General features: G+C 43.3%; 11 protein-coding genes. 5 read left to right on the forward strand and 6 right to left on the reverse strand.

Features of this window, described 5'->3' with window-relative positions:
• Window positions 1–276 precede the first annotated feature (276 nt).
• Together ACQZ43_RS04075 and ACQZ43_RS04080 are read left to right on the forward strand one after the other, a co-directional pair.
• Window positions 277–576, forward strand: a complete 300-nt coding sequence (locus tag ACQZ43_RS04075; RefSeq protein ID WP_430614660.1) for a hypothetical protein — start codon at window positions 277–279, stop codon at window positions 574–576.
• Entirely contained in the window at window positions 561–1,223 is a 663-nt protein-coding gene (locus tag ACQZ43_RS04080; protein ID WP_430614661.1) for an ATP-binding cassette domain-containing protein, read from the forward strand. Before ACQZ43_RS04075 ends, ACQZ43_RS04080 begins: the two co-directional genes overlap by 16 nt.
• Window positions 1,224–1,413: 190 nt before the next feature.
• On the opposite strand, the gene sufD is transcribed toward ACQZ43_RS04080, so the two are convergent.
• From sufD to ACQZ43_RS04100, 4 genes are all read right to left on the reverse strand, one after another.
• A complete protein-coding gene (gene sufD / locus ACQZ43_RS04085) occupies window positions 1,414–2,733 on the reverse strand; it encodes a Fe-S cluster assembly protein SufD (RefSeq protein ID WP_430614662.1) in 1,320 nt (439 codons plus the stop codon).
• A 49-nt stretch (window positions 2,734–2,782) separates the two neighbouring features.
• Window positions 2,783–3,532: a Fe-S cluster assembly ATPase SufC gene (sufC, locus tag ACQZ43_RS04090; protein ID WP_430614663.1), complete on the reverse strand. Its 750-nt coding sequence runs from the start codon at window positions 3,530–3,532 to the stop codon at window positions 2,783–2,785.
• Between the two features lie 107 nt (window positions 3,533–3,639).
• Complete coding sequence (gene sufB / locus ACQZ43_RS04095; protein WP_430614664.1) at window positions 3,640–5,088, reverse strand: Fe-S cluster assembly protein SufB; 1,449 nt, start codon at window positions 5,086–5,088, stop codon at window positions 3,640–3,642.
• 138 nt (window positions 5,089–5,226) lie between these two features.
• A complete protein-coding gene (locus ACQZ43_RS04100; protein WP_430614665.1) occupies window positions 5,227–5,556 on the reverse strand; it encodes a HesB/IscA family protein in 330 nt (109 codons plus the stop codon).
• Between the two features lie 618 nt (window positions 5,557–6,174).
• Between ACQZ43_RS04100 and ACQZ43_RS04105 the strand changes: the two genes are divergently transcribed.
• A complete protein-coding gene (locus ACQZ43_RS04105) occupies window positions 6,175–7,032 on the forward strand; it encodes an MBL fold metallo-hydrolase (protein ID WP_430614666.1) in 858 nt (285 codons plus the stop codon).
• Between the two features lie 43 nt (window positions 7,033–7,075).
• Here the strand turns inward: ACQZ43_RS04105 and ACQZ43_RS04110 are convergent, their stop codons facing one another.
• Window positions 7,076–7,846: a DUF5034 domain-containing protein gene (locus ACQZ43_RS04110; protein ID WP_430614667.1), complete on the reverse strand. Its 771-nt coding sequence runs from the start codon at window positions 7,844–7,846 to the stop codon at window positions 7,076–7,078.
• Window positions 7,847–7,851: 5 nt separating this feature from the next.
• Window positions 7,852–8,655, reverse strand: coding sequence for a C10 family peptidase (locus tag ACQZ43_RS04115; RefSeq protein ID WP_430615590.1), 804 nt, complete (start codon window positions 8,653–8,655; stop codon window positions 7,852–7,854).
• Window positions 8,656–9,863: 1,208 nt separating this feature from the next.
• On the opposite strand from ACQZ43_RS04115, the gene ACQZ43_RS04120 reads away from it, so the two are divergent.
• Window positions 9,864–11,477: a S8 family peptidase gene (locus ACQZ43_RS04120; protein WP_430614668.1), complete on the forward strand. Its 1,614-nt coding sequence runs from the start codon at window positions 9,864–9,866 to the stop codon at window positions 11,475–11,477.
• A 99-nt stretch (window positions 11,478–11,576) separates the two neighbouring features.
• The gene (locus ACQZ43_RS04125) at window positions 11,577–13,469 is read left to right on the forward strand and encodes a M1 family metallopeptidase (RefSeq protein WP_430614669.1); all 1,893 of its coding nucleotides are present in this window, start codon (window positions 11,577–11,579) and stop codon (window positions 13,467–13,469) included.
• Window positions 13,470–13,552: the final 83 nt, after the last annotated feature.

The following is a 13,552-nucleotide window of genomic DNA, read 5'->3' on the forward strand; positions in this document are numbered from 1 at the left end:
TCTACGTAAGTGGGTAGGCTGTTGCCTTGCAAAGCCGTGGAAAATTGGATAACTTTGTTTAGGAGCAAAGCCCACACACAATAAAAATTCACTTTATGCGTTTGTTGTATTTGCAGTCGCTCCCCACCCTAGATCAGCGCATACCGCTGATTTTGAATGTGCTGCTTTAAAACAAAATGGCAAAGCGGTGGCTCCGTACGAAAAAAGTACCCGGCAGTCGTCGATCCGTTGCTCAGCTGAAATTTCAGCTGGCGTAATAACCCAAAACAATTGCAGATGATTACTAGAAGGGAATTGAGGCTGTTTATCGAATACTACAAAGGCATCGTGCTGATCAACGCGCCTTTATCGTTGCTGCTGCTGCTCTTTCGATTTGATCTCGTGCGCATCTTGATTTTTTACTGTACCCTCGGATTTGTTTTGGCCTTGGGCTATTTAAAACTGTTTAGAAACGACGACTATATCTTTTACCACAACTGCGGCCTGACCAAAACTCAGCTCATCGTCGCTGCTTCGGGTATCAATATCATCGCCGTATTGTTTATTTATTTCACTGTAGTATGGTTCACCAATTAACCGCCGAAAGCATTGTCAAACACCGCGATCGTAGAGCGATCCTGACCGATGTAGCCCTGAGCTGCAAAACCGGCGATATCGTCGGCTTGCTCGGTCGAAACGGCTGCGGAAAAACCACCTTGCTCAATATTATATACGGCACCCTGCCCTGTGAACACAAGTATTTGGCCATTGATCGCGTCAAGGTAAACCAGCCGTTTTCCCTGCCGAAAACCTTAAACTACCTGCCGCAGCATCGCTTTATACCCAAACACCTTACCGTGACTCAGGCGGTATCGCTGTTTTTGGATTCCAGCGAAAAAGCAGCGGTGCTGGAAGATGGCCTCGTTCAATCTATGGTGGGCAAAAAAATCAGGGAACTCGCCTTTGGCGATTTGCGCTATTTGGAAATAAAACTCCTACTCACGGCGCCGTCGAAATTCAGCTTGCTCGACGAGCCCTTTCAGGGATTGGCACCGCTAATCGTGGAAAGCGTACAAGAATTGATTGTGCAAGCCAGCCAAAATCGCGGCATTATCCTGGTCGACCACAACTACACTTCGGTATTGCAATTGAGTACCAAGCTCTATGTACTCGACAAAAGCAGCCTTCACGCCCTAAAAAGTCCGGACGATTTGGTGCAGTACACCTATCAGACGCCTTCCTAATAGGCCCGACTGCCCACCGCAGCAAGCGCAGCACTCTTAAAGCCAATACCCGCGGCAAGCGGTGATTAAGCGCTTAGGCGAAGGCTTTGGGCAAAAGCCAACAAACACTGCCCCTTGGCAATAACGGTGCCTTAAAATGCAAAAAACCGAAGCGTTGGCTTCGGTTTTCTGTAGGATTTCGGTTTTTGACCTAAATGTCAAATCCCATATTCACGCCTAATTTGGTGGCGATTACTTTGGATACTTTGTCTTTTAAATCGGGGATTTTTACGCTGGCCAAAACCTCGTTGGTAAAGGCATACATCAACAAAGCGCGCGCCTCCTTTTTGGGAATACCGCGTTGTTGCATATAGAACATCGCATCGTGATCCAACTGTCCAATAGTACAGCCGTGGGAACACTTGACATCGTCTGCAAAAATTTCCAATTGCGGCTTGGAGTTTACCGTAGCCTTATCGCTCAACAACACGTTGTTGTTTTGCTGAAAAGCATCGGTTTTCTGTGCCAAACGGTCCACATAAATCTTTCCGTTAAATACCCCTTCCGAAGCGTCGTCATAGATTCCCTTATAATTTTGGTGGCTTTCACAATTGGGTTGATTGTGGGATACCAAGGTATAATGGTCTACGTGCTGTTTGTCGCCGATAATCGTGATTCCCTTTAAGGTACTGTCGATGCGCTCGCCGTCTTGTGAGAAGTTTAGGTTGTTGCGCGTCAATTTTCCTCCAAAGGAGAAGGTGTGAACCGACACCACGCTTTCTTGCTTTTGCTGGATAAAGGTATTGTCGATCAAATTAGCCGTCTGATTGTCGTTTTGCAACTTATAGTAGTCCACTATAGCGCGTTTGTGAGCAAAAATCTCGGTAACGCTGTTGGTTAAAACGGTATTGCTGCTCAAACTCTGATGGCGCTCTACGATTTGAACGTGGGCATTTTCGCCCACTACAATCAGATTACGCGGTTGTACAAACAGGGCTTGTTCGCTGTTGGTCGTTGAAAAGTTGATGATTTCAATCGGTTTATCCACCACCTTGCTCTTCGGAATATTGATATAGGCTCCTTCCAGGGAAAAAGCGGTATTCAAAGCCGTTAAGCTGTCTTTTTGATCGGCAGCCGTATTGAAATAGGTGTCGATAATCATTTTATACTTGGGTTTGTTCAAGGCCGAAGACATCAAGCAAACGTCGATACCATCGTGGGTAGTCGCGGACAAATGCGAGTTGAACACCCCGTTTACAAACACCAATTTATAGGTATCTACGTCGTTTAAAAAGTATTTTTTGACGTCTTTAAAATCCACGTCCTTTTCGCTTTTCGGCAAAACGCTAAAATCATTCTTCAACAGCGCATTTAGCGATGTATATTTCCAAGCCTCGTCCTTTTTAGTAGGGAATCCCAGTGTTTCAAAGGTTTTTAGAGCCTCCAAACGCAGATTGTGCAACGCACTGTTGACATCCACTCGTTGTTCAAAAGCAATAAAAGAGGATATTAATTTATCTTTCAATTCCATAATGTGCAGTTCTAAATTAGATTGATAATTGTTTTAAGTCGCGATCGATTTACTCGATTTCATTCTTAATCCAATCGTAGCCTTTTTCTTCTAATTCTAATGCCAATTCCTTGCCACCGGTTTTAACGATTTTACCATCGTAAAGCACGTGTACAAAGTCTGGAACGATATATTCTAACAATCTTTGGTAATGCGTAATCAGGATTACCGCATTGTCTTGGCTTTTTAATTTATTCACCCCGTTGGCTACAATGCGCAAGGCATCGATATCCAAACCGGAATCGGTTTCGTCCAAAATAGCCAGCTTCGGCTCGAGCATGGCCATTTGGAAAATTTCGTTTCTCTTTTTCTCTCCACCGGAAAAACCTTCGTTTAACGATCGGGATAGAAACTTGCGGTCTATCTCCAACATTTCGGATTTCTCGCGGATTTTTTTCAGCATCACATTGGCCGGCATCTCTTCCAAGCCCTGTGCTTTTCTAGATTCGTTAATCGCGGTTTTCATAAAGTTCGTCACCGACACTCCAGGAATCTCAACCGGATACTGAAACGACAGAAAAACGCCTTTATGCGCGCGCTCCTCTGGTGCCATTTCCTTGATATCCTCGCCCTCAAGTAAAATCTCTCCTTGGGTGACTTCGAAGTTGTCGTTACCGGCAATAACCGAAGATAACGTACTCTTACCGGCTCCGTTAGGCCCCATAATGGCGTGTACCTCTCCAGCGTTAACCACTAAGTTAATGCCTTTTAATATTGCTTTATCTTCTACGCTAGCGTGTAAATTCTTAATTTGTAACATGCTTTGATTTTGAATTTGAGATTTGAAATTCTAGATGGGAATCTGCCCTTGCAAAACTCTGTTGTTTTATTATATCTTTTATCTATAAGTCGTCTTTAGTCCCCGCACTATCCAACACTTCCCTCTAGGGAAATCTCCAATAGCTTTTGCGCTTCTACGGCAAACTCCATCGGAAGCTTGTTCAATACCTCCTTGGAAAATCCATTGACGATCAAAGCAATCGCTTTTTCTGTCGGTATTCCCCTTTGGTTGCAATAGAAAACTTGGTCTTCCCCGATTTTACTCGTGGTGGCCTCGTGCTCCAATTGTGCGGTGCTGTTTTTTACTTCGATATACGGGAAGGTATGCGCCCCACATTGGTCGCCCATCAACAGCGAATCACATTGTGTAAAGTTACGCGCGTTTTCGGCACGGGCTCCAATCTGAACCAATCCGCGGTAACTATTCTGCGATTTACCCGCAGATATTCCTTTGGAAATGATGGTCGATCGGGTATTTTTACCCAAGTGAATCATCTTGGTTCCCGTATCGGCTTGTTGGAAATTATTGGTAACGGCTATCGAATAGAATTCACCTATGGAATAATCCCCTTTTAAAATACAAGATGGGTATTTCCAAGTTACGGCCGATCCGGTTTCCACCTGAGTCCACGAAATTTTCGCTCGCGTCTCACACAGTCCTCTTTTGGTTACAAAGTTATACACCCCACCTTTGCCCTCTTTGTTCCCTGGAAACCAGTTTTGAACGGTGGAATACTTAATTTCTGCATCGTCCAATGCGATTAATTCGACCACAGCGGCGTGCAATTGGTTTTCGTCTCTAGAGGGGGCAGTACAGCCTTCTAAGTAGCTCACATAACTTCCCTCGTCTGCAATGACCAAGGTTCTTTCGAACTGTCCGGTTCCGGCTTGGTTGATGCGGAAATAGGTCGATAGCTCCATCGGACAACGCACCCCTTTGGGGATGTAACAGAAGGAACCGTCGGAGAATACCGCCGAGTTTAAGGCCGCATAAAAATTGTCCTTACGCGGAACTACGGTACCCAAATATTTTTTAACCAATTCCGAATGTTCGCGTATCGCCTCAGATATGGAGCAGAAAATAATTCCCTTCTCCGCCAAGGTCTTTTTAAAGGTGGTCGCAACCGATACCGAATCAATCACGATATCTATAGCTACACCGGCTAAGCGTTTCTGTTCTTCGAGAGAAATTCCCAATTTGTTGAAGGTGTCCAACAATTCCGGATCCACCTCATCGATACTTTTGTACTTATCTTTGGCTTTGGGAGCAGAATAGTACGATATCGCCTGAAAATCGGGCTTCTGATAATGTACATTGGCCCATTCGGGCTCAATCATTTCTTGCCAAGCGCGAAAAGCTTCCAATCGCCACTCCGTCATCCATTCGGGCTCTTCCTTTTTTAAAGAAATTGCACGAACAATCGATTCGTTTAATCCAATGGGAAAAGTCTCCGATTCGATGTCGGTGTAAAAACCGTATTCGTACTCCTTGGTCTCCAGCTCTTTTTTAAGTTCTTCTTCGGTATATTTGCTCATATTTTTTTTTAAATCTAAAAACGGCGATGGAATAAAACCACCGGTTTTCGTTCAATAAATAAAATTCCTTTTAATAGAGAAAACAGGCTTAAAAACCTGTCTTCGTTTTTTTGTCTAAGACGATGGACACTCCTCCCTTTATAGAGAAAAACTCTCGCCGCAACCACAGGTTCTGTTGGCATTGGGATTGTTAAACTGGAATCCCTTCCCGTTTAATCCCCCTTCGAATTCCAAAGTCGTTCCCACCAGATATAAAAAACTCTTTTTATCTACAGCAATGGTAACCCCATTGTCGACAAAAATTTTATCTTCCTCTCCAGATTGGTGATCAAACTTTAAATCATAGGAAAGTCCGGAACATCCGCCACTTTTTACGCCCACACGAACATAATCTTTAGTTACGTCAAATCCCTCATCTTCCATTAGCAGCGCCACGCGCTTACTTGCTGTATCTGAAACTTTTATCATAGGTTTAATTGGATTAGTTCTAAAACTATCGCAAAGATATTATAAAAATTGCGGTTTCCTATAAGGAATAACATTTTTATAACTAATGCCACTATAGTCAGAATTTATTGTTTTAATCCCATAGTAATGAGAAACTTAAAGCGCTTAATCCTTTTGTAGCACACTGCGTAAAAAACAGTAAAAAGCCCCTAAATTTCACAATAACAGAAACTATTTCCCCCATACCGCAAATAAATATGACAATTATCATGTTTTCTTAATTTATCCCTTTTAAGCGCGTTCCCCTCCGGGTCAGGCTTTTCGCTTTATCTTCTGCTTCGCTGCGCTGCGCAAAAGGATACCGCTTCAATCCTTAACGCCTTGTGAACCACGTAAAAAACGCTTAGCCCACGGATAAAACAAGCGAGAAAGCGCCCGCAGCCCCCGCGCAATTTCGCCGCGGTTAGGCTGTAAATTCCCCCGAAAAAACCTCGATCCCATAAAGAAGCAGACGCGCCATTTACGCGTCGTTAGCCGCAGCCTACCGGCGCAAAAAAACCGCGCACGGATAAGTCGGGCCGAGCAATTGTGCGCTTGACAAAATTTCTGTAATTTGTAGCAGACAAAAAAGAGACCATCATGAAATTATATGCTATAGAGAGCGGCCATTTTAAATTGGATGGCGGCGCGATGTTTGGCGTGGTGCCCAAAACCATCTGGAACCGCACCAATCCGGCAGACGCCAACAACCTCATCGATATTGCCGCGCGTTTGCTGCTGATCGAAGAAGGCGACCGACTGATCCTGATCGACACGGGTATGGGCAACAAACAATCGGATAAGTTTTTCGGTTACTACTCCCTTTGGGGCGACGATTCCATAGACAAGTCCCTGGCAAAAAACGGGTTTCACCGCGACGATATTACCGATGTTTTCCTGACGCATCTGCACTTTGATCACGTCGGAGGCGCCGTCAACTGGAATGCCGAACGAACCGGCTACGAAACCGCCTTTAAAAACGCGAAGTACTGGTCCAACGACAAGCATTGGGATTGGGCCGTTAACCCCAACGATCGCGAAAAAGCCTCCTTTCTCAAAGAAAACATCCTGCCGATAGAGGAAAGCGGACAGCTAGCTCTGGTTAAAAGACCCCAAGGCGATTTGCTGCTCAAATCCGAATTGGACTTTGGAATCTTCTTTGCCGACGGACATACCGAAAAGCAAATGATTCCACTGATCGACTATCAAGGAAAAAAAATAGCCTATGTGGCCGATTTACTGCCGACAGCCGGTCATATTCCCCTGCCGTATGTAATGGGCTACGATACCAGACCCTTGCTCACGCTAAAGGAAAAGGAAAAATTCTTAAATACGGCCGCTACAGAAAATTATTATTTGGTTTTGGGTCACGATGCCCACAACCAAGTCATCACGGTACAACACACCGAAAAAGGCGTTCGCCTCAACGAGGTATTTCGCTTCGAAGATATTTTTTAAATTTATAAAACTGGCACTCTCCATCCAAAAAGAGTGCCTTTTTTTAGCGCCCTTTTATATGTATCGATTGCTTGGTCTGAGCCGTTAAAAGATCTCCGTTTTTCTTGATGACTTTTACGGTAAATCGGTATGCTCCATCTGCTTCCGGCGCTGTTGTCAATACGCAAATCCACGAATCATTCATAAAAGGATAACTTCGAAAATCGGTTTCTTCCAAAGACCGGCCAAGTATTGCGTAAGGCGCTTCATTTATAGCATCCTCCAACCTATAAGCATATTCTCCGGTATAAATCTGATAGTGGTTCTTAACAACGAGATAGGGATTCGAAAAGAAAACTTTAAAATACTTAGAGACATCGCTTCCTTTGGGATGCTGTTGGTCAAAATCCTGATCGGTCATAATTTGTATGCTTTGCAACGTATCGATGATCGCATTGCTCCAAGGCGGTCTTTTGGAAGAATTGTACAAGGTATCGCCAATTAGATTGGCATATTTATAAAATCCCGGATTATCACTAAACCAAGAAAAACCAACACTACATCTCGAATCACTTTGGACGAGAACGGATATACCCTCTTTTAGGTCTTTATAGTTCTGTGACGTATCCCGCTTTAAATAAAAAAACAGCTGTTGCGCCTCATCTACCAAAACACCTGAAAAAACAGTAGCTTGTATGCCACTCACATGAGTGAAATAATCGATATAGGACTTTTCGTTTTTAGGCCCTGAAAACGGTCCGGGATAAATCTCATCGTCTTGTTTACAGCTACCCCATAGTACGAGCAAAATTGTCAAATAAACACCCTTTTTCATATTCTTTAGTATTTATACCGTCTAATATGCGGGTATATACGATTTCTATATTGAAAATTATAACTGCCGGAGTCAAAAACACCCGCTTGAAACCAACCATTTGCAACCCCATCCCATCCCCAATTGTTATGGAGCACTTTAAAATATTGGTGGAAGTAATCCGTACGAATAGCCATCAAACGATTCGTTCTTTGATCACGGATTTCCGTAATTTGTTTAATTTCTCGACGAAAATTCTTATATCCATCCACTACCCAAGCATGGCAAACACTATAAGAAGACTTCCCTTTAATTCCCAAAATCTTTTTTCTTTTTTTAATTGCACAACCTTCCAGAATCAAAGGATGGCTATAATTTAAAGAATTTATAACCGCATTGACCTCGTAATCGTTTCTAAAACCTCCTTTATAACCGCGATTTCTTAAAAAAGCAGTAGCATCAGAAATACTTGCACTACTTCCAAAACAGCCATAATTCATCCCGACATGATATCCAATACGTTCCATCAAATGGGCTACATTCGCTTTAAGATCAGGACTTGCATTTCTAATTTCATCCACCCAATTCGGATTCAAGTGTCCCCTAAGTACAAAAGACTCTCTTCCTGTATACTTTATTAGCTCATTCCATCGTATCGATTGCCCATCGATCTCCCAAGGGTACTGCCAATAAGCCATAATCTGTGCCGTAGCCGTAGCTACACAGCCGACTGGAGCGTCTGTACAATTAGATTTATACTTTACAAAAGCATTATATGGATTACCTTGCCCCCATTCTATGGGAACAAGCGGTTCCCTATTTGTTATCACCTGCCACAATCCAACTTCTATACGAAAAATTCTATAGTAGCGTCTCCTTGTACGACCAAAACCAAATAAGTCTTTTTCTTGATCTATTTCCTCATCGGAATCATCAGAATCCGTATAGCGTTTATCTAATTTAAAGGATATAACATCCGCTAATGAATCCCGTTTCTGATGCGCATAATCAATTTGTTCGACAATTTTGTTTTCTGCTTGTTCTAGAAAAAGATAAAAACCTGGAGTATCAGTATCTTTATCTAAATTACCCTGCTCAACAAAACACAAAATGGGCTCCTCAACTCGATTATCTGCAGCGACAAGCGCATAACCGTTTTGATCCTTAAAATTAAATAGATACGCAAAGTATCCGGTAACACTATACCTGCGTAATCTTGTTTAATTTCATCATCAACAAGTATTGCCTGTATACTTTCTACCTTTCTCGAAGTTGGAAAATTAGAATTCTCTTGAAAAACCAAAAGCATATTCGCCACTTCTTTCTGAGCTTCCTCAATACTAATATGGTGATTATCATTAAAAACCTGTTCCATAACACTGATTTCATATTCCGTTAATTCATTCCCTACATCGAAGGATTGTTTTTCTAAAACCACTGTTTCATCTGCTGAGCAACTCACACTTAACACTATGGAGCCTACACCTATTACAAACCACACGTTCAACGCTAAAGCGGAAAAGCGCTGGGCTCCCTTATCTCTTCTTATAAAAAACCGCCTAATTCAAAAATTTAATCGTAAAACAATACCAGTCAATAACTTGCTGTTTCTTTCTATTAAAATAAAAAAGCCGAGCGCAGCAAACAAGCCCATCGCGTTAAAATACAGCGGTTAAAAAAGTTAAAAAAATTCGTTGTTTTTACTGATTTTCAACGAATTAACTTAAAATTTAAAATAGTAAAAGCAGGATTCTTAAAAACGTCAAACCGCCTCTAAAACCGCTGCTCATAGCGGGGGGTAAATTGCCAATAAAAACATAAAAAATATTCTTTAGAAGCTGTGTATCAACCCCAAAGCATAAATTCGTGTTATTTTACTTTCAGATGATCGGATAGTTTGCGTAATTTGTGCCATCGGTCTTCGGACACGGCGAAAACAGTATATTCGAGGCGGGTTTTTCAACTAAATAATTGCCATTTAGCAGTAAATCACTAAATTCGGCCTTAGAATCAAATTATAACCAATAAAAGAAACAACATGCGTTTATTAAAACCGGTTTATTTATCTGCAGCCTTGGCACTTGTACTAGCCAGTTGTGGAGGAACAAAATTTTCTAACTATACCCCTATCGGAGGCGTAGACCATTTACCCAAAAGAACAACAGCCTTAACGGACGAACAATTAAAGCGATGGAGTCATTTAGACTTGGTTCGCGATACGGTTCCTGGCATGTCGGTAGACCGCGCATACCAAGAATTGCTCAAGGGTAAAAAAGCGACCAAAGTAGTGGTGGGTGTAATCGATTCGGGCATAGAAATAGAGCACGACGATTTAAAGAAAGCCGTATGGACCAATCCTAAGGAAAAAGCGGCAAACGGTATAGACGACGATCAAAACGGTTATATAGACGACATACACGGTTGGAACTTTTTAGGCAAAGCCGTACACGAGAATTTGGAGTATACGCGTATCGTAAAAAAAGGCGATGATGGCACGGAGCAATACAAAAAAGCCCTGGCCAAACACCGCGAAGAAATCAACGAAGCCGTTCAGAGCAAACCCCGAGTAGACATTTTAATCAATGCCAACAAAGAGTTATTGGCCTACTTTAAAGCGGATACCTATACGCTACAGGATTTGGAAAAAATCGATGCCAAGGCAGACAGTAAAATCGTACAGGCCAAAAACATCATGTACGGTATATTGAGCCGCGGCAATGACTTGTCGGTTATAGACAAATACAGAAAACAAGTAGAAAGCAAGTTGGAGTACCAATTAAACGTGGAATTCAACGGTAGAGCCTTGACTGGCGATAATCCAGACGACCTCAACGATGTTCCCTATGGAGACAACAACGTAATGGGTCCTGATCGCGATGAGGCCATGCACGGTACCCACGTAGCGGGAATTATAGCACAGGAGCGTCACAACAACCTAGGCGGCGACGGTGTGGCTTCTGATGTGGTTGAAATCATGGCGGTTCGCGCTGTGCCCGATGGAGACGAATACGACAAAGATATCGCTTTGGCCATTCGCTATGCAGTGGACAACGGTGCTAAGGTGATCAACGGTAGTTTTGGTAAATACTTCGAAACGCATTCGCAATGGGTGCGCGATGCCATTGTATATGCCGCAGAAAAAGACGTGTTGATCGTCGTTGCCGCAGGTAATGACGCCTTGGACTTAAACAAAGACGGTGGTGTTGATCGCTTTCCCAACGACAATGTGAGAATGGGTAAAGAGATTTCCGATAACTTTTTAGTAGTCGGTGCTTTAAACCCGGAATTTAGCGAAAAATTAATCGCTTCTTTCTCGAACTACGGTCATTACGACGTGGATGTCTTTGCACCTGGCGTAAAGATTTACGCGACGGTTCCACACAATACTTACGACTTTTTACAAGGAACTTCTATGGCTTCGCCAAACGTGGCGGGTGTAGCGGCATTGGTGCGCGCTTACTACCCTAAATTAACGGCAGGACAGGTGAAAAAAATCTTGATGGACTCGGGAATTGCCATTGATAAAGAGGTAATTTTAGGCGGAAAACCAACGGACAAGAGAAACTTTAAAGCGATCTCTACTTCGGGGAAAATCGTCAATGCCTACAATGCAATCCTATTGGCAGACCAAGTTTCAAGAGCTAAAAAATAAGACTTTTTTAACCCATATATCACTCCAGTTCACTAGCTTTTATCACGCATATCCTCGGGATATGGAAAAGCTAGTGAACTTGTTTTTTAAAACACTATCATGAAAAACATTTTCCTAACGCTGACCCTTTCTCTTGCCTTTTACGGGGCGGTTGCTCAAAACAACCCCAATCCCGGTTATTGGCAACAGCATGTAGACTACAAAATGGAGGTCTCCATGGATGTCAAAAAATACCAGTACCACGGTACTCAAAAACTCACCTATACCAACCATTCTCCAGATACGCTAAAACGGGTGTTTTTTCACTTGTTTTACAATGCGTTCCAACCGGGAAGCGATATGGACGAGCGCTTGAAATCGATTGCCGATCCGGACCGACGCATGGTCAATACCCTAGAAAAGGGAAACAAAAAGGTTTATGAGAGCAAAATAAGCCTGTTAAAACCCGACGAAATCGGTTTTTTAAAGGTTAAAAACGTAAAACAAGACGGTATAGAGGTCTACAGCAATGTGGTGGGTACGGTGATGGAAGTCGTTTTAAAACAACCGATATTACCCGGTGCAGCAACGGTGTTGACGTTGAATTTTGACGGTCAAGCGCCGCAGATGATCCGCCGCGCGGGACGAAACTCCAGCGAAGGAGTCGCTTTGTCCATGGCACAGTGGTTTCCCAAAATGGCCGAATACGACTTTGAAGGCTGGCATGTAGAACAATACTTGGGACGAGAGTTTCACAGTGTGTGGGGCGATTTCGATGTCAAATTGACCTTGGATAAAAACTATACCGTGGGTGCAACGGGAAACCTGGTCAACAAAAATGAAATCGGTCACGGATACCAAGACGATCAGGTCGAAGTGGTACATCCGAAAAAAACCAAAGACCTGACTTGGCACTTTAGCGCTCATAATGTCTTGGACTTTACCTGGGCTGCAGACGATAATTACATCCACGACAAATACGTTGGTCCTCAGGGAATCACCCTGCATTTCCTATATAAGAACAATCCGAAAATACTGGAGAATTGGAAAAAACTACAACCGCGTACCGCGGCGCTGTTCGAGTTTTTCAACACCCAAGTCGGTCCGTATCCCTACGACCAATATTCGGTGATTCAAGGCGGCGATGGCGGTATGGAGTATTCGATGTGTACCCTGATTACCGGTGATCGCGACTTTGCCAGCCTGGTTGGCGTAACGGCGCATGAAGTGGCACACAGCTGGTTTCAACACAGCTTAGCCACCAATGAAACCAAACACGAATGGATGGACGAAGGCTTTACCTCTTTTATCTCGGATTTGGCCGTGATGAAAACCATGGATGCCTCAGAACAAGAGGATAGCAATCCGTTTGGCTCTTCGTATAAGAACTACTATTACATGGTGAATAAAGGCATTGAACAACCCTTGACCACCCACGCCGATCGCTACGACCTCAACAGTGCGTACAGCATTTCGTCTTATGTAAAAGGCTCTATTTTTCTCACGCAGCTCTCCTATGTTATCGGATGGGACAACACGATGAAAACCCTACAACGCTATTACCGCGACTTCCGCTTTACACATCCAACACCCAATGATTTTAAACGCACGGCCGAACGGGTAACCGGTGCGGTTTTGGATTGGTATATGGTCGATTGGACGCAAACCACCAATACCATCGATTACGGCATCCAATTCGTAGAAGATGCCGGTACGACCAAAACCAAGGTCACTTTAAATCGATTGGGAAGAATGCCCATGCCCTTGGACATCATGGTGGAATACCAAGACGGTACTTTCGAGAGTTTTTACGTGCCAACGACCTCGATGCACTGGGTAAAACCCAATCCGTTTCCATCGATCAAGCGCACGGTATTGCCCGGATGGGGATGGGGTAACCCAGGCTATCATTTCCAGATTGCGCAACCGCGAAAAAAGATTAAAACCATCACGATTGACCCGAGTCAATTCATGGCAGACATCGATCAAAAAAACAATGTATACACCCAATAATACGCGAAAGCCTCCCCGAAAAGGAGGCTTTTTTTATTCTAACATTGTACGAAAGCTTTTTTTACCTTTGTAGCGTAGAAGAA

Origin of the sequence: Flavobacterium sp. JP2137, assembly GCF_050562195.1 — a bacterium.
In the GTDB taxonomy this organism is placed as follows: Bacteria; Bacteroidota; Bacteroidia; order Flavobacteriales; family Flavobacteriaceae; genus Flavobacterium.

Coding starts and splice junctions, on each gene's coding strand:
- ACQZ43_RS04075 (WP_430614660.1), top strand. CDS start 277: ATGATTACTAGAAGGGAATTGAGGCTGTTTATCGAATACTACAAAGGC.
- ACQZ43_RS04080 (WP_430614661.1), top strand. CDS start 561: ATGGTTCACCAATTAACCGCCGAAAGCATTGTCAAACACCGCGATCGT.
- sufD (WP_430614662.1), bottom strand. CDS start 2,733: ATGGAATTGAAAGATAAATTAATATCCTCTTTTATTGCTTTTGAACAA.
- sufC (WP_430614663.1), bottom strand. CDS start 3,532: ATGTTACAAATTAAGAATTTACACGCTAGCGTAGAAGATAAAGCAATA.
- sufB (WP_430614664.1), bottom strand. CDS start 5,088: ATGAGCAAATATACCGAAGAAGAACTTAAAAAAGAGCTGGAGACCAAG.
- ACQZ43_RS04100 (WP_430614665.1), bottom strand. CDS start 5,556: ATGATAAAAGTTTCAGATACAGCAAGTAAGCGCGTGGCGCTGCTAATG.
- ACQZ43_RS04105 (WP_430614666.1), top strand. CDS start 6,175: ATGAAATTATATGCTATAGAGAGCGGCCATTTTAAATTGGATGGCGGC.
- ACQZ43_RS04110 (WP_430614667.1), bottom strand. CDS start 7,846: ATGAAAAAGGGTGTTTATTTGACAATTTTGCTCGTACTATGGGGTAGC.
- ACQZ43_RS04120 (WP_430614668.1), top strand. CDS start 9,864: ATGCGTTTATTAAAACCGGTTTATTTATCTGCAGCCTTGGCACTTGTA.
- ACQZ43_RS04125 (WP_430614669.1), top strand. CDS start 11,577: ATGAAAAACATTTTCCTAACGCTGACCCTTTCTCTTGCCTTTTACGGG.